This is a genomic window from Pseudoalteromonas sp. SG44-1 (assembly GCF_014164315.1).
Lineage (GTDB): Bacteria > Pseudomonadota > Gammaproteobacteria > Enterobacterales > Alteromonadaceae > Pseudoalteromonas > Pseudoalteromonas rhizosphaerae.
On the sequence record NZ_JACJEW010000005.1, the window covers coordinates 103,133 to 123,226 of the forward strand.

The 20,094-nt window shown below is 40.2% G+C and carries 15 protein-coding genes; 7 read left to right on the forward strand and 8 right to left on the reverse strand.

Going from position 1 to position 20,094, the window contains the following annotated elements:
• The first annotated feature begins 140 nt into the window (after positions 1–140).
• Complete coding sequence (locus H5187_RS03850) at positions 141–383, forward strand: hypothetical protein (RefSeq protein WP_149981038.1); 243 nt, start codon at positions 141–143, stop codon at positions 381–383.
• Between the two features lie 99 nt (positions 384–482).
• Here the strand turns inward: H5187_RS03850 and topA are convergent, their stop codons facing one another.
• Both topA and H5187_RS03860 read right to left on the reverse strand, forming a co-directional pair.
• Complete coding sequence (gene topA / locus H5187_RS03855; RefSeq protein WP_182739243.1) at positions 483–3,203, reverse strand: type I DNA topoisomerase; 2,721 nt, start codon at positions 3,201–3,203, stop codon at positions 483–485.
• A gap of 250 nt (positions 3,204–3,453) precedes the next feature.
• Positions 3,454–7,128 (reverse strand): Ig-like domain-containing protein, encoded by a 3,675-nt coding sequence (locus H5187_RS03860; protein ID WP_182794442.1) that lies wholly within the window; start codon positions 7,126–7,128, stop codon positions 3,454–3,456.
• A gap of 204 nt (positions 7,129–7,332) precedes the next feature.
• Between H5187_RS03860 and H5187_RS03865 the strand changes: the two genes are divergently transcribed.
• The gene (locus tag H5187_RS03865) at positions 7,333–8,664 is read left to right on the forward strand and encodes a dicarboxylate/amino acid:cation symporter (protein WP_149981035.1); all 1,332 of its coding nucleotides are present in this window, start codon (positions 7,333–7,335) and stop codon (positions 8,662–8,664) included.
• A gap of 70 nt (positions 8,665–8,734) precedes the next feature.
• Here the strand turns inward: H5187_RS03865 and sohB are convergent, their stop codons facing one another.
• Together sohB and H5187_RS03875 are read right to left on the reverse strand one after the other, a co-directional pair.
• Positions 8,735–9,751, reverse strand: coding sequence for a protease SohB (sohB, locus tag H5187_RS03870; RefSeq protein WP_145233753.1), 1,017 nt, complete (start codon positions 9,749–9,751; stop codon positions 8,735–8,737).
• A gap of 96 nt (positions 9,752–9,847) precedes the next feature.
• The gene (locus H5187_RS03875) at positions 9,848–12,319 is read right to left on the reverse strand and encodes a VolA/Pla-1 family phospholipase (RefSeq protein WP_182794441.1); all 2,472 of its coding nucleotides are present in this window, start codon (positions 12,317–12,319) and stop codon (positions 9,848–9,850) included.
• A gap of 250 nt (positions 12,320–12,569) precedes the next feature.
• On the opposite strand from H5187_RS03875, the gene H5187_RS03880 reads away from it, so the two are divergent.
• Positions 12,570–13,316, forward strand: a complete 747-nt coding sequence (locus H5187_RS03880; RefSeq protein ID WP_182734863.1) for a YciK family oxidoreductase — start codon at positions 12,570–12,572, stop codon at positions 13,314–13,316.
• 221 nt (positions 13,317–13,537) lie between these two features.
• Here the strand turns inward: H5187_RS03880 and rluB are convergent, their stop codons facing one another.
• From rluB to H5187_RS03895, 3 genes are all read right to left on the reverse strand, one after another.
• On the reverse strand, positions 13,538–14,407 hold the full coding sequence (rluB, locus tag H5187_RS03885; protein ID WP_145233749.1) for a 23S rRNA pseudouridine(2605) synthase RluB: 870 nt from the start codon (positions 14,405–14,407) through the stop codon (positions 13,538–13,540).
• The gene (scpB, locus tag H5187_RS03890) at positions 14,404–14,994 is read right to left on the reverse strand and encodes an SMC-Scp complex subunit ScpB (RefSeq protein ID WP_149981032.1); all 591 of its coding nucleotides are present in this window, start codon (positions 14,992–14,994) and stop codon (positions 14,404–14,406) included. The genes rluB and scpB overlap by 4 nt, the downstream gene beginning before the upstream one ends.
• A gap of 169 nt (positions 14,995–15,163) precedes the next feature.
• Entirely contained in the window at positions 15,164–15,595 is a 432-nt protein-coding gene (locus H5187_RS03895) for an exonuclease III (RefSeq protein WP_145233745.1), read from the reverse strand.
• A gap of 248 nt (positions 15,596–15,843) precedes the next feature.
• On the opposite strand from H5187_RS03895, the gene xthA reads away from it, so the two are divergent.
• Genes xthA through rlmA form a run of 3 tightly spaced genes read left to right on the forward strand, consistent with a single transcriptional unit; the run spans position 15,844 to position 18,136 of the window.
• On the forward strand, positions 15,844–16,650 hold the full coding sequence (gene xthA / locus H5187_RS03900; protein WP_182734793.1) for an exodeoxyribonuclease III: 807 nt from the start codon (positions 15,844–15,846) through the stop codon (positions 16,648–16,650).
• A 29-nt stretch (positions 16,651–16,679) separates the two neighbouring features.
• Positions 16,680–17,327 (forward strand): energy-coupling factor ABC transporter permease, encoded by a 648-nt coding sequence (locus H5187_RS03905; RefSeq protein WP_182730992.1) that lies wholly within the window; start codon positions 16,680–16,682, stop codon positions 17,325–17,327.
• The gene (gene rlmA / locus H5187_RS03910) at positions 17,324–18,136 is read left to right on the forward strand and encodes a 23S rRNA (guanine(745)-N(1))-methyltransferase (protein ID WP_182794440.1); all 813 of its coding nucleotides are present in this window, start codon (positions 17,324–17,326) and stop codon (positions 18,134–18,136) included. Before H5187_RS03905 ends, rlmA begins: the two co-directional genes overlap by 4 nt.
• Here rlmA and yfbV read toward each other — a convergent pair.
• Positions 18,117–18,563, reverse strand: a complete 447-nt coding sequence (gene yfbV / locus H5187_RS03915; protein WP_145234096.1) for a terminus macrodomain insulation protein YfbV — start codon at positions 18,561–18,563, stop codon at positions 18,117–18,119. The two genes, rlmA and yfbV, sit on opposite strands and share 20 nt — an antisense overlap.
• Positions 18,564–18,881: 318 nt before the next feature.
• Between yfbV and H5187_RS03920 the strand changes: the two genes are divergently transcribed.
• Complete coding sequence (locus tag H5187_RS03920) at positions 18,882–20,093, forward strand: acetate kinase (protein WP_182794439.1); 1,212 nt, start codon at positions 18,882–18,884, stop codon at positions 20,091–20,093.
• Position 20,094 lies beyond the last annotated feature (1 nt).

A 20,094-nucleotide genomic window follows, 5' to 3' on the forward strand; every position in this document is an offset into this window, starting at 1 on the left:
TGTCTTTACGATAAAAATATTTCGTTATCTTTTATTATCATTTCGTTTAAGAATCACTTACCAACAGCATGTTGCTTGATTGGATCACTGTTGTTTTTGAATATAAAACAGCAGTCACTACATTTTTTAGGAATACACGAATGAAAAAAGCATTGCTAGCGCTTATCGTAGCGCCATTATTTGCAGTTTATGCAACTTTTGCTGTTGCTGACGATGCTGTTGAAGCTTCCGCCGAAACAATTAAAGAATACACTGAGATGTGTTTAAACTGGGCTAAAGACGACGACATCAGCAATGAAGAGCTTAAACCATACGTACTAAAGTGCGTAAATGATGAACTTGAATCAGAAGGCTATAAAAAAGTCACTGACGTAAAAATCTAACGTCAAAAATGCCTCTAAAGGCATAATTTTTGATATAAAAAAACCGGAATTGACACAAGGGTGTGCATTCCGGTTTTTTTGTTTTCAGAGCTTAGTATTCTACTCAGCGTCCTTTTTTGTTTTTGCAGCGGCTTTTTTAGGTGCGGCTTTCTTGACTGTTGCCTTTTTAGCGGCTGGTTTTTTCTTAGGTGCGGCTTTCTTCTTTGCCTCTTCAACCCACTTTCCTGCATTGAAATGTGCAGTCCAGCCTGTTGCTTTACCGTCAACCTCAGTCATTACATATTGTTCTTTATTCTTACGGCTATAACGAACAATTGCTAAGTTACCATCAGGATCTTTTACTGGTGCATCAGCTAGATAATAAAACTTAGGTGAAATACGATCTCTAAAACGCTGTAACTCTTCCACTTTAGGGGCACGAGTTTCACGTGATTTAGGGAAGGTATTCGCTGCTAAGAAAATACCTGCAGCGCCGTCACGTAGCACAAAGTATGCATCAGATTTTTCACACTCTAACTCTGGTAACTGAACAGGGTCTTCTTTTGGTGGCGCTGCTTCGCCGTTACGCAGTAATTTACGGGTGTTTTTACACTCATCATTACTACAGCCAAAGTATTTACCAAAGCGCCCTGATTTAAGCTGCATATCTGATGAGCATTTATCACATTCAATGATAGGGCCATCATAGCCTTTAATTTTAAACGTGCCCTGCTCAACGACATAACCCTTACAAGCAGGGTTATTACCACAAACATGTAATTTACGAGTTTCATCTATCAGGTATGAATCCATTGCCGTTTCACAAATTGGGCAACGCTTCATTTGCATCAATGTTTCGGTTTCGACATCTTCAACGTCAGCGGCAACCGCTTCATCACCTGACACTAAGTTCATAGTGGTAGTACAACGTTCTTTTGGCGGTAAATTATAGCCTGTACAGCCTAAGAAAACGCCAGTAGAGGCTGTTCGAATACCCATTTTTCTGCCACATGTTGGACAGTCAATATCAGTTTCGACCATTTCATTTTTACGCATCCCACCTTCATCTTCTTCACCACTGGCTAAAGTCAGTTGTGTAGAAAAATCAGCGTAAAACTTGTCAAGTACCTGTGTCCAGACACGCTCACCTTCAGCGATATCATCTAACCGGCCTTCCATTTTTGCAGTAAAGTCAAAGTTCATCAGATCAGTAAAGTTCTCAACTAAACGATCGGTGACAATTTCACCCATTTTTTCTGCAAAGAAACGACGGTTTTCAACACGGACATATCCACGATCTTGTATCGTTGAAATAATTGATGCATAGGTAGATGGACGACCAATACCACGTTTTTCAAGTTCTTTTACTAAACTCGCTTCACTAAAGCGTGCTGGCGGCTTAGTAAAATGCTGTTTTGGATCAAGTTCAACAAGGCTTAATATCTCGCCTTCTTTAATAGCTGGTAGTGATTGATCTTCTTCGTTCTTTTTTCGAACTGCTGGTTGTACTTTAGTCCAACCATCAAAACGTAACACCCGTCCTTTGGCTCTTAATTGGAAATCGGCGGCAGTAACAGTTAATGTTGTTAAGTCATATTCAGCAGGGACCATTTGACACGCAACAAATTGACGCCAAATTAATTCATAAAGCTTTTTAGCATCCGGGTCTACGCCATCTAGGTGACCAGATAATACAGTAACACTTGAAGGACGGATCGCCTCATGCGCCTCTTGTGCATTGCCTTTTGAACTATAACTAATAGCTTCTTTTGGTAAATACTTATCACCAAACTGCTGCGAAACATACTCGCGACACATTGCAACTGCATCTTTCGACAAGTTGGTTGAGTCAGTTCGCATATAGGTGATATAACCTGCTTCATACAAACGTTGCGCTAACATCATGGTCTTTTTAACGCCATAGCCTAAACGCGTACTCGCAGCTTGTTGCATTGTTGAAGTAATTAGTGGCGCACTAGGACGACTTTTACTTGGCTTTTCCTCAACACTAACAACTTTATATTCAGCTTGCTCTAAAGATGCAGTAGCTGCCATAGCTTGCGCTTCATTGACTGGCTTAAAGGCTTTATCACCTTGTTTGAACACCTCTAAACGAAGTGCCGACTCGGTATTTTTCACATCGGCATGAATATCCCAGAACTCTTCAGGAATAAACGCTTTAATTTCACGCTCGCGCTCAACTAACAAACGTACTGCGACAGACTGTACTCGTCCAGCGGATAAACCACGGGCAACTTTTTGCCACAATAATGGCGATACCATAAAGCCTACAACACGATCTAAAAAGCGACGAGTCTGCTGGGCATAGACCATGTCGGTATTTAGCTCACCAGGGGCCTCAAAGGCGGCCTGAATGGCATTTTTAGTTATCTCATTGAATACGACACGCTTATACTTTTCTGGCTCTCCACCGATAATTTCTTGCAGGTGCCAAGCAATCGCTTCTCCTTCCCTATCCAAATCCGTTGCGAGATAGATTTGGTCAGCGTTTTCAGCGAGCTTTTGTAATTCTTGAACAACTTTTTCTTTACCTGGTAATACTTCGTAATGTGGCTCCCAGCCTTTATCTGGATCAATCCCCATTCGAGCTACTAAATTTGTATAATCACGCTGTTTTTTGTACGCGGCCTTTTCTTCTGGTGCCATTTTACGTACTTCTGCAGGTGTTTTTACAGCAGCCGTTTTGGTTTTGCCTGAACCGGAGGTAGGAAGATCTCGTACATGTCCAATAGAGGACTTGACGATAAAATCGTTTCCTAAATATTTATTAATTGTTTTAGCCTTAGCAGGAGACTCTACAATTACTAGCGATTTGCCCATAGTTGCCTATTTCTAACCAAGTATTTTAAATGTGTTTTGCCCATTTACGGGCGCGAATATTTATAGGTATATCTACAAACACCAATTGTTACAAGCTTTTAATACAAACTTTTCTGCTTTTAATGAATAATTAAACAATTATTGTCGTTAATTTAGACAAAACGGTGTTTTAAGGTATTTGCAGTGGAATATATAGAATAGCAACAAAAATGCCAACCTTATGGTTGGCATTTTTTAAAACTAAACAATCTTAAGGTACTTTTGGATCATCTCTAACTGATACTGATAAAGATGAAACTAATCCTGATGGTGCTGTTGTTTTAATTTCTAAAAAGCCACTTGTGATATCATTGCGATTATCTGCAGGCTCACGACCAAGCGCAAATGATAAGCTAACCGGAACTCGACTCGTTGTATTCGGGAAGGCATAATTTTCTGGCTCGCCACTGAGTACACCATTATCTGTTAATATCGTTACTCCTGTACCTACAGGCAATGGATTATTAAATATATCAGCAATAAACACGGTCAAATTAATACTCTCTTGGCCGGTAGCTGACGTTAAATCCACTTCAGTTATTTGACACATTTTTTGGCTAGTTAAATCATTTTGTACCTTATGTACTAAGTTACTATTTATGTCACTATTAACATGTACTTCTGTAGCAGTTACGCCTTGTATATCAGTACATTCGTCGGCATATGTTACCAATCTAAAGTGAGCGTTATCACTCGACATTACGATCTCTTGATTTTGAAATACATTTATCATTTCTCGTGTACATATACCTGCTGCATCATCTTCTGGGCGACACAATAAGCCATTGTATAAACCATTTTGTTGAGTCCACTGGGCATTGCCATCAAAATCTATAAATTCCTCAAATTCATCCCCTGCAGAATTAGCCGCAGAGCACAGTTCAGCTGCGGTTTCACAATTTTTTCCACCAAATGTTCCATCTTCATTATTATCAATAAAGGCTTCTGGCTTATCAAAAAGATCATCAAAGAAGTCTTCTTCATCAAAATAACCATTGCCATTTAAATCAGAAAATGTTTCTTCACCTATAGCATAAGCGAGTACCGTTGCTCTCCCGCCTAAAGGTAAGTCAAACGCTGTATTATCATTATTTTTAATACCAAGCGGACATGGTAGTCCACTATCGCATTTATCTGCGATAGTATTTCCGTAAAAGCTGCGAGTAATTCCGCCCTCAACTATAAACTCAGCAAACGGCCGTGGGTTGCTACTACGCCACTTAACTGAACATCCCCCGTTAGATGTAGTACAACTGGGCTCAATAACCCCACCTTCGGTAATAAAACTAACCGCAGTTCCATCGGGCACTGGATTGTTAAAATGGTCAGCTAAGCGAACATTAACATCGACTTCAGTGCCATCAACATTTAAACCATGCACATTAAATTGCGAACGAGATAGTGAAAAACTATTTTGGTCAGCAATACCAGTGCTGACCACCAAAACATCAGATGGTGCTGTTACAATTACATTCTCACCATCAACGTTTTGCTCACTGGAAGCTATCACTTTGACTGGCGTTGGCACTACTCCTGACTGCACAACAGTTTGTACTACACCATCAGCATCAGTGAAACCTGATAACTGACCTAACTTCAATCCACCGACTTCCGTTGCTAACTTAAAGTTTACAGTTCGAGCTGGGAGTACATTGCCATTTTCGTCAATTAACCTAAAGCGAACAACAGAGGTTTCTTTTCTGTTTGCGCCGCCGGTACCTTTAAGCGCAATAACTGGTTCAGATACATCTAAAAACTCTAAAGAGCCAACATTTGCAGCAGAGACGTTCACTACCGTAGAAGCAGAAACAGTATTACCACCAGTAATAACTGTTGCTGTTATTAAGTCAGCGCCAACACAACCTTGTGCTCTATATGTTGAACGCGCAACACCACCGATACTAGTCACACTGGCATCTATAACAGCTAGGCCTGCATCAACACAACCTGATGTAAACTCAACAGATAATGGAGAAACGAAGGTTTCTCCATTTTTGCTCAGGTTTACTGAGATTAAAGCGGTTGAACCTGCTGATAAAACTTCTGATTCTGCCAAAGAACTATTGATACTAACATCAACATCTACTGCTGATATTTGAAATGCTTTTTTTATAGAGCTTTGAAGAACAGTAACTGTTATCTCGCCTGCACCTACATCCCTTCCAGGCACAAGGTCCAATAGTGCGATACCATTCTCATTTGATATAGCAGTACCAGTGCTTGGTGAAATAGCGCCAATAGTCGTCGTTGCAGTTACAAGAGTTTGTGCTAATGGCGTTGTTGATCCTTGCTTTGTTAATTCAATAAACACGATTGCTGCATCTTCGCCCGATATGCTCGTTGTTTCCTCGCATAAGTTAGGGTCTCGCGTCGTTCTAAAATCAGATTGGCAATTAATCAAAATTTTAAAAGCGATATCAGCATTATTTTGATTTGGGTCTATCGCATCCCCCCGAGTATAAAAGCCAATGGAAGACTCTACAGCTTCATATTGGGCTGTTATAAGCCCCGCCCCTTCAATAGTTCCTGTCGTGATATTGAGCGTAGCGACACCATCTTGATTTGTAAGTGCAGTGCCCGAGCTTGGCAGTAAACTACCAAGCGTCGAGGTAAAACTCACCACTCTATTGACTACGGGGTCACCATTTGAGTCTGTAACTCTTGCTTTGATAATACCGCTCTGCTGTGCATTAATTTCATTCGTGTCAGATAAGTTTACAGATGAAGTAAGGCTTAAATTGACATTAAAGTCTTCTGACACGCCTTGAACTGGAGCATCACCCGCAGCAGTATAAGTATAAGCATTCGAATTAATAACTTGCTGCGACTCAGAAAGATAACTAGCAGAAATGTTACCTGCTCCCGCTTCAGAACCTGTAAGTAAATCAAGTTTAGCAATACCTTCGCTGTTGGTCATAGCGGTACCATTTGAAGGGTTTAGAATACCAAAACCTGACACATTAAACTGTATTAGCTTAAAGGCCGCCGGCTGTTGATTTAATAGCAATTTAGCTTGAGCTACTGATGGTTCTGAAAAAGTAACGTTTCGTGTTGCGGTGTTATCTGATGAAAGTAAAGTAACAACCAAATCTGCTGAGGCACTTGCGTCTATGAGGGTCTCAAAGCTAAATGGTTGTGAAGTTATTGTTTCCCCATTATGAGTATACGTTGCTGTTGCTTCTCCAGCTCCGATGACATCACCAGCGGATAATTCAACCGTTGCTATACCAAGGTTGTTAGTTAAAGCCGTTCCAGAAGAAGGCGTTATTTCACCTATATTGTCAGCTAGATTAAAAGTGATTCTAACATTCGATAAAGGCTCTCCTTGTTGCTTTAATGTTGCTTGTAAATCCAGACTATTCAAAGTAGTAACTGTATTAGTAGGCTCTGCAGTTAATTGAGATAGTCCTTTCAAACTAAGTGTAAATGCACCTTGGTTACTTTCTCCTTGCCCACCCGTAGATGTAAAAGCAAAACTGCTATTAACATTGATGTCATTGCCGGTGTAAGTCGCCGTTATCTCACCAGCGCCTGCTTGTAGTCCAGCTGAAAGCTCAACAGTGGCTATCCCTTCGCTATTGGTAAGTGCAGAATTTAAATTTACAGCACCTATATTATCAGCCAAGGTAAAAGTGATTCTTTGCCCACTTGCCGGCTCATTATTTTTTAATAGAGTTATCTTTATATCTATCGGATCAGCTTCGGTTACTGCATTAATAGTTTCATCGCTTGCTTTTACGTAACCCTGAACAGATAAGGTATAAATGGGATCAGCAGTAGTACCATCATCAATTGTTCCACCGTCCTTTTCAAGTGTTCCACCGCCACCACACGCGGTGATAAAAAAACTCAACAGTATGACACTGAGCCATCGCATTAAAGGCATTGCCCTCTCCCTAGCGTTTGTAATTAATTATTTAAATATAAAATTTACCCAATATTAACCTATATCAAGCTTTAAAATCACAACTTTTATTACTTTTTTATGGTTTTTTTCAACAATATTTTTTTTCATATTTAGCGATTTTTTCTGTATAAAAATCTGCATGCTGGTAGGCTATGGCAAATTTATAAAAAATAGATTGTTACTATGTCAAAAATCCGTTCAATGAGTTTAACCACCCGTATCATGATAGGTATGTTTCTGGGGGTTGCTGTAGGCTTCATATTCCAAGCTATATTAGCTGGCGAAGACGATTTTCTAATCCCACTTGGATTATTCTCTTTGCCAATTAAGGGCTTTTTTGTAGATGGTTTATTTCATATTGGTGGACAAATATTTATCGCCAGTTTGAAAATGTTAGTTGTACCACTGGTATTTGTATCACTTGTTTGTGGTACATGTAGCTTAAGTGATCCGAAAAAATTAGGCCGTTTAGGCGGTAAATCAATCGTTCTCTATCTTATTACTACCGCAATTGCAATTACGGTTGCGATTACCTTGGCATTATTAGTTAATCCAGGGGAAGGGATTAACTTACCTTCTGAAGCGACTTATAGCGCAAAAGAAGCACCAACTCTTGCACAAGTAATCATTGGCATGTTCCCAACCAATCCAATTGATGCCATGGCAAGCGGCAATATGTTACAAGTAATTGTATTCGCATTGCTATTTGGTATTGCAATGGCTCTTGGCGGCAGTGCTGGTAAACGAGTAGCGGTTGTTTTTGAAGATTTAAACACCGTGATCTTAAAGCTAGTTACCTTATTAATGAATGTGGCTCCTTATGGGGTGTTCTGCTTAATGGCGAAGCTATTCACTACTATCGAGTTGAACTTGATAGTCAGCTTAGCTAAATATTTTGGTGTTGTGGTGGCTGCGCTATTTTTCCATGCCTTCATTAATTACACCTTACTGTTAAAGTTTTTAACCGGATTAAACCCGATTATCTTTTTGAAAAAAATGAAACATGCCTGTTTATTCGCATTTAGCACTTCAAGCTCAAGTGCAACAATGCCTATTACACTTGAAACAGCCACTAAAAAATTAGGGGCAAAAAATTCAGTTGCGTCATTTACAATTCCACTCGGTGCCACTATTAACATGGACGGTACAGCAATCATGCAAGGTGTGGCTACGGTATTTATTGCACAAGTATTCAGTGTTGATTTAACGATTTCAGATTACTTAATGGTAATTTTAACCGCCACTTTAGCGTCTGTAGGCACCGCTGGTGTCCCTGGTGTAGGCTTGATCATGCTTGCCATGGTCCTGAATCAAGTTGGTTTACCTGTTGAGGGCATTGCCATCATTATTGGCGTTGATAGGTTACTTGATATGACTCGTACGGCGGTCAATGTCACAGGCGATTGTATGGTGACATGTGTGGTTGCTAAATCTGAAGGTGAACTAGATGAGGCAGTATTTAACGACCCAAATGCAGCCAAAGACTTAGAGGATTATCACAAATCAACTGACTAAAGTTGTCCGTGTATAAATGAAAAAAACCCGCAAATTTGCGGGTTTTTTTATCATTTAATAACGGAAACCTTTATGGGTTTAGCCCTTTTAAACGAGACAATAATGATATACCGGTTTTGTTAACAGTGTTACTCAACCCGATAGCAAGCTTGTCGCTTAAGCTCTTTTTAACTTTATATTTAATTTTATATATTTGTCGCTCATCTTGATACTTAAGTAATGTGTCATCACTGGTTTCTATAGTATCGACTAGACCTTTTTCAAGCGCTTGAGTCGCAAACCAGTGCTCACCTGTTGCCACTAAGTTAATATCTAAACTTGGCCGTTGACTGCTAACAAACTGTTTGAATAAGTCATGAGTTTGCTCTATTTCTTCTTTAAACTTCTCCCGTGCTTTATCTGTATTTTCACCAAATAAAGTTAAGGTACGTTTAAACTCACCCGCAGTGATTTGTTCAAAATCAACATCGTTTTTCTTCAGAATTTTATTAAAATTTGGAATTTGTGCTATCACACCAATAGAGCCAACGATAGCAAACGGTGCGGCAACAATTTCATCAGCGACACAGGCCATCATGTAACCACCACTGGCAGCAACTTTATCAATCGCAACCGTAAGGTGAATACCTCTATTTTTAATGCGTTGTAGCTGGGAAGCAGCAAGTCCATAGCCATGAACTACACCGCCACCACTTTCTAGCCTAACCAACACTTTGTCTTGCTTAGGATCGGCAATTGCAACAATTGCGGTAATTTCTTCACGTAAACTATCGACTTCATGGGCATCCATACTACCATTAAAATCAAGTACATATAATCGTGGTTTCGACTGTTCATCAGTGCTTTTTTTAGCATCATTCTTTTGGGCTTTATGGTGCGCTTTTAATGCTTTTTTAGATAAGGTGCTTGCAATAAAATCATTTTTCAAATCATCTAACTGCTCAGAAATATCATCAATCTCAATCTCACCTTTTTTACTTTTAGGCTTTATCGCTGCAGCGACACTAATTAATATTACTGCAGCGGCGGCAATCACAAACGTTGCCGTTTTAGCTAGAAACAGCCCGTACTCATATAGAAATTCCAATCGTATTCTCCAAACAAAAATTTCGTCTAATTTACCATTGAAACAAAAAAAAGCCACTTTTCAGTGGCTTTTCATTTATTTTAATACTCTAGAAAGTTAGTCAGTGACAATCTCAGTATTTTGAATAGATAACGCTCTCCCTCGGGTGACCAAATAAGTCGCAATCTGTAATTGCATTTCAGTTGTCGTGGCTGCGCTTTCTTCAGCCGTTGCACCTGCATCAGGATCTGGGCTAAGCACTGAGCTGTGATGCCCTTTGGTAAATTTAACTAAATAGCTCATACCATCCTCAGTAGGCGTTTGCGTCTGGGTTACTGTCGTTAAGCCCATTAAGTTAGCAAGAGGCAGTGAGCCTGCAATTGGGTTATTTGCAGTCATTGGTGGGATCACTTGATCTGGTTTATTGCCATTAGCTTCACCATCACCTACAACCACATTCATATAAACAGGTGTGCCAAGCGCTTTTATAGCTGATGCATAGTTTGTTGGATCGCCGCTATCAAGAGCCGTCTGTGCTGCAAATGAGAACTGACTCAAAATACCTTGAATCTTAGCAAGCTTAGTCATTTCACCAGCTGCATTTAACGAAGTGTAATATTCGCCATAACCACATGAAATACTCTCGTTCGTTGGCGCTGCTTCACCACAGTTTGATACAGCAGGACCCTCTCTATAAGTTTGAAACTCAGCTGATTCAGACGTCCCAGCTGATAGCAATACAGAGCCTTGCACAAATGGGCCAAAACTCGCCGATTCTAATAAAAAGCTAGCTATCCCACCACCACCGCTAGCGAGTGCGACACTATTGATTTTAAACAAGCCATCAACTTGGCTATCAAAAGGTGCATTTGCTTGAGCAACAAAAGCAGGAGCAACTACTGAGCCAAGTGAATGGCCGATAAACACTACGTCAGAGGTGTTGAGTGATGTATCATCAACAAAATTGAGGCCTAGACGCAATGCTAGTAAATCAGCCGCAGACTGCCTTAAATTGTCACGCGCAACGAGTAATGATTGCAAGTTCATGTACGCAAGTACAGATCCCTCCCCTTTAGTCGCATTAAAGTCGTCTTTACCATCGTCATCCACGTCAATGCCACGCTCACCATGCACAGGGTGATCTATGGCAACCGTTGCAAAACCTTGAATCGCTAAACTAGCCGTTAACGCCAGCATGTGCTCTTTTTTTGAAGTAATGCCATGTTGCATAATAACAACAGGCCAACCACCCGCTGGCATTTCAAGTGCCGGCATACCAGTTTGTGTCCTGATAGCGTTTATCACAGGCAGAATAGGTTTTGTTATCTGTACAGGCACTTCTTGCAGGCTTTGCATTTTAGGGAGCGGGTTATATTTCGTTAAGTGACGAGTAATGTCAATTTTTGGGTAATCGTGTAGCTTTCCTTCACTTAAACCTTGGCAGAGCTGCTCATATGGACCAATACCAAACATTGTTGGATCAATTTCATCTTCTTTTCCTGCGTCGCGCAGTGCTTGATCCGCTGCTTGCTGATTAAGTACGGCAACAGGGCTTGAACACATGCCTTGCCAGTATGTATCAGCCAACTTTGAAATTTCTTTCCCTTCTGGTTGAGATAAATACATAGCCAGTGTCACACTGCCTCTTTGGTACTGCACCCCATTAAATGCTGGTGACACATTAGTTATGTCAGGATCACTAAGAAGCACTTCAGCTACTGTCAGCATATCCTGCTCTGGTATTTGTACCTGTGGTTTTGGCAAAGCTGGATTTTGTAAGCTCGCTGCTAGCAATTTTTTAATAGTACCAAGCACTGGACCTACAGATTGAATGGTCATCGCTGCTGAATATATAATCTCATCTTTAGTGATCGTGCCGCCTGAAATAAGTACATTTTCATAGCTATTTACCACGCCCTGCAGCGCGAGTTGCGATTCAGTTACTAATGGGGCTTCCTGTTTTACTAATCCGTAGGTTGAAGATGGCTGGATTGAACGCCCTAATGAGTCTTTAAGCTCAGTCGTCAGCACATTAATATACGAGCTGCCAGCTTTAAACGGTTTTAATGGAATAATAGCAACCGCATTGCCACTTGCTTTAGTGATGAAATCAACGCCAAAGGTTAATTCACCTAATAATTTACATCCTGCTCCAGCGGGTACCGCTGCGCAATCTGCATCTGTTAAACTAGCGCCCATAACAACTTCAAAAATACGCACAGCTCCCGGCGCACCAGCCGAACTTTCATCAAGGCTCACATTCGCAGGAAAGGTAAGATCTACTTTATAGGGAACTTGGCTAGACCAGCCATCAAGTGCACCTAGTGCCAGTGACGGGTTAGCATAGGCGCTTCTTGGCACTGATGCACCATTAGCACTCAACTCACCGGGAATATTTATAGTGCCATCTTTTGTACCACTCATTAATAAATCATTTGGTACTGAAATAACCCCATTTGCGGGATCAAACTTCACTGTAGCTGATGGAATAACTGGTGGTGTATCATTTTTAACATCTTCTAACGTTTCACCGCCGCCGCAACCAGCTAGAGCAGCTGTAATTGCAAGTGAGAGTAGCATTTTTTTCATATTGTTTGCTCCGCACGTAATCTTTTTTTTATGTGTGTTGATAAATAAGTGTAGCTAATTTTGTTACTAATTCTTTTAAGTTTTCGCGTAATATTTAGTTAAAATAATGTAATTAGGTTATTAATAAGACATTAGACCAGTTAAAGTTAACGTAAAGTTTCAAATTTCGCCACCTTATTTTGCAATAAATTCGATAACTTGGTGTTTTGCTATGTTAAAATCAATCAAATTGATTTTTTGGACCTTTATTATGCAAACCTATAAAGCGGCTGATAATGCCCTACAAGACAAAGTGATCTTAGTAACTGGTGCAGGTGACGGCATTGGCCGAGTGGCTGCAATAACTTATGCCAAACATGGCGCAACGGTTATATTATTGGGTAAAACCACCAGCAAACTGGAAGCGGTATACGATGAAATCATTGCCGTTGGCGGGCCAAAACCTGCGATTGTACCGATGGATTTAAAAGGTGCAAGCAAACAAAACTTTCGTGATTTAGGCGCTACCATTGAACAGCAATTTGGTAAACTAGATGGCTTGCTCAATAATGCAGGAATAATTGGCTCACTGGGTCCACTTGAGCATTTTTGTTCATCAACGTTTGATAACATCATGAAAGTGAATGTTACCGCTCAAGCGATGATCACAAAATATATGTTTCCAGTTTTACGTAAATCTCCAAGTGCTTCAATTATTTTCACCTCTTCTGGGGTTGGTCGCCAAGGCCGTGAGTTTTGGGGCGCGTATGCCATTTCAAAATTTGCAGTTGAAGGAATGATGCAAACATGGGCATGTGAAGTAGGTAAAACGAATATCCGGATAAATTGTATTAATCCCGGCGCCACCCACACAGCTATGCGTGCCAGTGTCTATCCAGGCGAAGATCGCGATAAACTAGCCTGCCCTGAAGACTTAATGCCAACTTATTTATACTTAATGAGTGATGATTCAAAAGACGTCAATGGTCAATCATTAGACGCGCAAACAAAAAAATAATACCAGTCGTGTTAAGTTACTGACCATTTATAGCGACAGATAAATACAGTGATAACAAGGCAGGAATTTTGACATGTATTGCTCTACATAAAAAATCCCTAACGCAATTAGCACTTTATTTAGCCTGCTAGAATGGTTAAATATTTAAGTCGATTGGTATAAACCAAGTACTAAACATAAAAAAGCCGCTAATTAGCGGCTTTTTTAATGCAAGGCAGATATTAACGGCGTTTAGTTTGTTTAACGCGATTATTATGTTTTTTGACTGCTTTACGAATTTGATTAATTTTAGCGCGTTTATCTTTGCGTTTTTCAGGCATAACAGATAATTTTGTTTGCGTTTCACGGCCAAGCTTAACTGTTTTACGTAAGTAATTTACAGTCTCTAAATCTAGCTCAGCCCAACCACCTTGTGGTAGACGTTTATCGAGCTCTAACTTACCATAACGAATACGAATAAGACGAGAAACCTCAACGTCTTGAGACTGCCATAAACGACGAACTTCACGGTTACGCCCTTCTGTCAGCGTTACATTATACCAGCGGTTAATACCTTCGCCGCCCAGTGGTTTAATAGTAAGAAATTTTGCCATACCATCTTCAAGCTCAACCCCTTTGGTTAAATTTTTGATAGTTTCTGCTGTTACTTCACCAAATACACGTGCTGAATATTCACGCTCTACTTCGTAACTTGGGTGCATTAAGCGGTTAGCAAGCTCACCATCATTGGTGAACAACATTAAACCTGCGGTATTTATATCTAAACGACCAACAGCAATCCAACGTTCACCATCAACGCGCGGCAGGCGGTCAAATACTGTTCTACGTCCTTCAGGATCTTTACGTGTACATAACTCACCTTCAGGTTTGTTATACATAACAACGCGACAGATACGTTCAGCTTTTTCTTCAATTTTTACCGTATGGCCATCAACACGGATCTGGTCGGTTTCTTCAACACGATCACCCAGCTTTGCTACTTTACCATTAACACTGACACGATTTGCATCAATGTATTTTTCCATCTCACGTCGCGAACCTACGCCCGCTCTTGCTAAGACTTTTTGTAACTTTTCACCTTGTATACTCATTCGGATAGTTCTCTCACAGAAGGATCACTCAATAACTGGTCAATTTTACTTTGCTGCTGTTTTGGCAGTGGCGGTAAGTTATCTAAACCTGTTAACGAAAAATAATCTAAAAATTGTTTGGTTGTGGCATATAAAGCGGGCCTACCTGGCACCTCTTTATGACCAACAACATGTATCCACTCACGCTCGAGCAGACTTTTAATAATAGTTGAGCCTACGGTCACTCCACGTACTTGCTCTATCTCGCCCCGAGTTATCGGCTGACGATAAGCAATAAGCGAAAGAGTTTCTAATAGTGCACGGGAATATTTAGGCGCCCGTTCTTGCCAAAGATTATTTAACCAAGGGGCTAAGCTGGCACACGCCTGAAATCTAAATCCACTACCGACTTCAACTAAGCGAATACCACGGGTTTGATAATGAATTTGGATCTGTTCAATCGCGAGGTTAATACGTGTCATAGACACACTTAACTCAGTTAATACGGTGTCTTTTAAATGCCGTTTACTGACTGGTTTTCCCGCAACAAAAATCGCCGCTTCAATGATCTCAACAAGCTGCTCATCACTGATTCGTTTCGTAGCCATTTTCGTAGCAGATTTTGTCACCATAGGCACCAAGACGTTGCGGTATATTCAGCGCGCTATTATGCCAGATCAATGCAAAGGTTGGAAAAGTTATTCTATAAAAATGTAAAATAGCAGCGATTAAAGCGCTGCTATTTTAGATAAACGAGCTAGTGCGTTACATTTTTAATCAAATTGTCGCACCTTGATATCGTTTCACAAACTCAGTAACCACTTCACCATTACAGATCAATGAGTTTAAGTTTGCTATTTTTTCTTTCACTGGAGCCAAACCTTGCTTCAAGGCAGTAATACATAGCTGTGTTTCTGCCTGTGAGTTTTTAGCAAACACTTCAATTACTTTTTCTTGGCGAACTTTATCATCCACTTTTTTTGCAATATCACGAATATCATCACCATTACACAAAATACTTTTTGAATAACGTGATAAATACACCCCGTGCTGGGCTGCAACTTTGCGTGCTGCAGTAAATCCTTCGTTAGCACTAATTGAGCATAATTTAGATTCAATTTTATGATCAGCATTATAATAATGTGCTGCACTGGCAGTCTCAGAGAAAGCAGTCGCTGCGACGAATAATGCTAATAATTGTAGTTTCATGATTTACCTTTAAGTGGAGTTATATTGTGAGCAATTTTTGCGCATTATATAGACCGAAGTTTACAAATCAACCGAATTATCTATTTAATTTTTTATTTAAAAAAGCGTTAACAATGTTTAATCAAAATTCATACTTTGTTCAACAATTGAGCGGCTTATTATTATAAATAAGCGCATGTACCATACGCCAATTGATGGTAGAATTTGCCATAATCTGCAAAAAGATAACTCTAATTAAAGGTCAAGCCATGAAAGTAATTTCATTTAACATTAACGGGCTGAGAGCTCGTCTGCACCAATTACAAGCAATCATAGATAAACATCAGCCTGATATTATCGGCTTACAAGAAATAAAAGTACATGATGAAGCTTTCCCACTTGAAGATGTTCAAAATATGGGTTACCACGTTTATTTTCATGGTCAAAAAGCACATTATGGCGTAGCTATGTTATGCAAAACTGAACCTAAGTCTGTGGTTAAAGGATTCGCAACAGATACTGATGAATCACAAAAGCGCATGATCAGCGTCACTGTTAGCCAAGAAAATGGCCGTGATCTAACCGTAATGAATGGCTATTTTCCACAAGGCGATAACATTACTCATGAAACAAAATTTCCGTATAAGCGACAGTTCTACCGTGATCTAATGACTCACTTACAAAGCCACCACAGTAACGACGAGGATGTCATTGTCATGGGCGACATCAATATTTCTCCTACTGATCTTGATATTGGCATTGGTGAGGTTAATCGCAAGCGTTGGTTAAAAACTGGCAAATGTTCATTCCAGCCTGAAGAACGTCAATGGCTTGCAACCTTGCTAGATTGGGGCTTTACAGACACCTTCCGTGAACTTCACCCAGACACAAGCGAACAGTACTCTTGGTTTGATTATCGCTCTCGAGGCTTTGATGATAATCGTGGTCTACGCATTGACGTTATCCTAGCGACTCCAACTTTGGCTGCTCGTTGTATTGAAGCGGGAATTGACTATGAATTACGTGGTATTGAAAAGCCATCAGATCATGCGCCAATATGGTCAACCTTTAGTTAACGCTAATGGATAAGCTAACGACAATCCCGATAATAAGCATTGAACTTCAGGCAATTGCTTGGCTTGTTATCGGCTGTATTTTTTGGTCGAGTGTCAATAAGTCACACTACCAACATTTAATAACCACGCCAGCCCGTCAAACAGGCCTATTTGTCTGTGCGTTAGCATTTGCCTTATTGTGGCGAATTAAAGCCGGCATATTACCCGGTCTTGAACTGCATATTTTAGGTGTAACTGCCATAACGCTTATTTTAGGCTGGCGCTTTGCATTATTGAGCGCCACCCTAGCAAGTCTGCTATTAACGGCTTTCAATCAAATAAGCATTGCGCAATTACCTATCCACTTATTGTTAACCGCTTACTTACCCATTTTAGTCAGTTATGGGGTATTTATACTGTGTTATAACCTATTACCACGGCATTTTTTCATTTACATTTTTGTATGTACTTTTATTTGCGCCGCTTTCATCGCCTGCTTTAAGATTATCACCATTAGCTTATTTTATTATTTAACCGGCAATTACAATTGGTTTGAATTAAGTGAAAATTATCTCTATTTATGTGTCATTATTTGCTTTCCTGAAGCGATGTTAAACGGCATGGCCATTACCCTATTGATCACCTATCGCCCACATTGGGTAAAAACATTTTATGATAAGGATTACCTAGATCCATGAGTCTCGATTACCAATGCCCGCTCTGCCAACAATCGCTTGAGTTGCATACCAAAGTGCTAAAATGTATTAACAACCATAGCTTTGACACTGCAAAAGAAGGCTATGTGAATTTATTACCTGTGCAACAAAAGAACTCTAAGCAACCTGGCGATAATCTTGACATGGTACAAGCAAGGCGTGCTTTTTTAACCACTGGGCACTACCAGTTTTTACAACATGCCGTTGCACAGCGAGTTGCTCTGCAAGCACCACAACAGGTAATTGATTTAGGGTGCGGGGAAGGTTTTTATACTCATGCGATTGCCAATGCATGTACTGCACACGTTTATGGCGTCGATATATCAAAATCAGCAGTTAAATATGCTGCAAAGCGATACAGTAATTGTAATTTTAGCGTTGCATCAATCAGCCAAGCTCCATTTAATGATGGCTCAGCAGATGTATTAGTGAGTATTTTTGCCCCATTATTTGATGCTGAATTGGCTCGATTAGCAAAACCAGACGCTACATTGGTAGTTGCAAGCCCTGGCCCTTGGCATTTAAAAGAACTCAAGCACTATATTTACCGAGACGTCAATGCGCACACACCGATTGCTGCGCCTGTAGGGTTTGAGCTTATAGAGCAAGCATTATTAGAACAACAGATAAGCTTGCCATTTAAAGATGTGAAGAACTTGATCACTATGACTCCCTTTGCTTGGAAGTTTCGTCCTGAACATTGGCAACAACTAGAACAACAAGGTGAGCAAGTCGTCACCCTGTCATTTTATGTTAGTCAATTTAAACGTGTTACAGATTCTCTCGGGTAAACGCGCGGTCCATTTTATCAAACATATCATTGAGTAAATGGGCCAACTCTGCATAACGTGGTTTATCTTTAGGGACATGCCCTTGGTAGCCATTGGCTACCATTTTTGTATGAAGCTCTTTATACCAATGCTCCATCGCAGGCTCAAGTACAGTATCTGCACGCTTGCCTAACCACAGCAATCCCTGTAGCGGTAGAGATAAAAAAAACAACGCGATAGCGACTGCTTGAGGTAAAAAACTGCTGCCTAAATAATTAATTTGCATAAATAAAGTGAGCATTGCCAAAATCGGCATTACTGTAATTGCCAGCTCGGTGGCTTTGATCACTCTAAACTCCGTGAACAGAGGCGCTAATTCTTTACGCATAGGCCATTTTTTTGCATATTCACGACCAGTTTGGACTTGTGACATCACACTTTTTTGCATCATGACTCCTAGGTGTCGCTGGTATATTTATTAATGTTACCGCAATGAGTGTATCATATTCACGGTAACATTCCTGTGTAAAATCCCTTCCACCTTTTTCGTCCAAAACGTGTTTTTGATCATGGTTTAAACTTACCTTAAAACAATTAATGAGTTAAAATAAGCGCACGTTAAGTCAACTAGACTTTAGTATAGTCATTACAGATATCCATAGCAATTTATCGACCAATGACTCTTTTACTTTAATCACTATGCTCGAGTACTTGGTTATATAACAACTAAGCTTAATGCGCAATTGTCAAAAAATGGGATCCTGTTATGTCTTCGCAATCATCACCTCAACATGTTCTTGTACTGAACTGTGGAAGTTCGAGTTTAAAATTCGCTATTTTAGATGCCACCACATCTGAAGAAATCATTTCAGGTCTTGCTGAACGCCTAGGCTCATCGTCGCCATCTGTGAAATACAAGTACCTTGGCAAAAAACAACTGATTGAACTTGCGCCTAATCAAGCTCACAGTGCAGCAATCGATACCTTAGTTAGCCTTATCAACGAACACCATTTAGCTGAAAACCTTATTGCAGTAGGTCATCGCGTGGTTCACGGCGGCGAGCACTTTACTAAATCGGTACTGATTGACGACGATGTAATTAAAGGAATCACTCAAGCCGCTACGCTTGCGCCATTACATGGGCACGCTAATTTATTAGGCATTGCTGCTGCGCAAGCATCATTCAAGGGACTACCGCAAGTAGCAGTGTTTGATACCGCGTTTCATCAAACCATGGGCAATGTTGCCTATTTATATGCCCTCCCTTATAAACTTTATACTGATTATGGTGTTAGACGTTACGGCTTTCATGGTACCAGCCATTATTATGTTGCAGGTCAAACAGCAGTCCTTTTAAACCAGCCTATTGAGCAAAGTAATTTTATCAGCGCTCACTTAGGTAATGGCTGCTCTGTGTGTGCTATTAAAAATGGCAAAAGTGTTGATACCAGCATGGGCTTAACTCCACTAGAAGGCTTAATGATGGGCACCCGCAGCGGAGATATTGATCCTGGTTTATTTAACTTTTTAACCACCCAACTTAACTACGATGCACAACAAATTGATGACTTATTAAACCAACAAAGTGGCTTACTGGGTATCAGTGAACTTTCTAATGACTGTCGTACAATAGAAGAAGCTGCTGTTGCAGGAAATGAAAAAGCCATTTTAGCACTGGAGATGTTTTGTTATCGTTTAGCAAAACAAATAGCCGCATTTATGGTGCCATTGCAACGCCTTGATGCGTTAATTTTTACCGGTGGTATTGGTGAAAACTCCGATATTATTCGTGGCAAAGTAATAACACAACTGAGCTATCTTGGCCTTGATTGCGACAGTACAGCTAACCTTGCAGCCCGATTTGGCACACCAGGGGTTATCAGCAGTAATAATGCAAAAACAAAAGCAGTAGTAATGCCAACAAATGAAGAGTGGATCATTGCTCTTGATGCCGCCTCAATTGCACAGGAGTTATAAT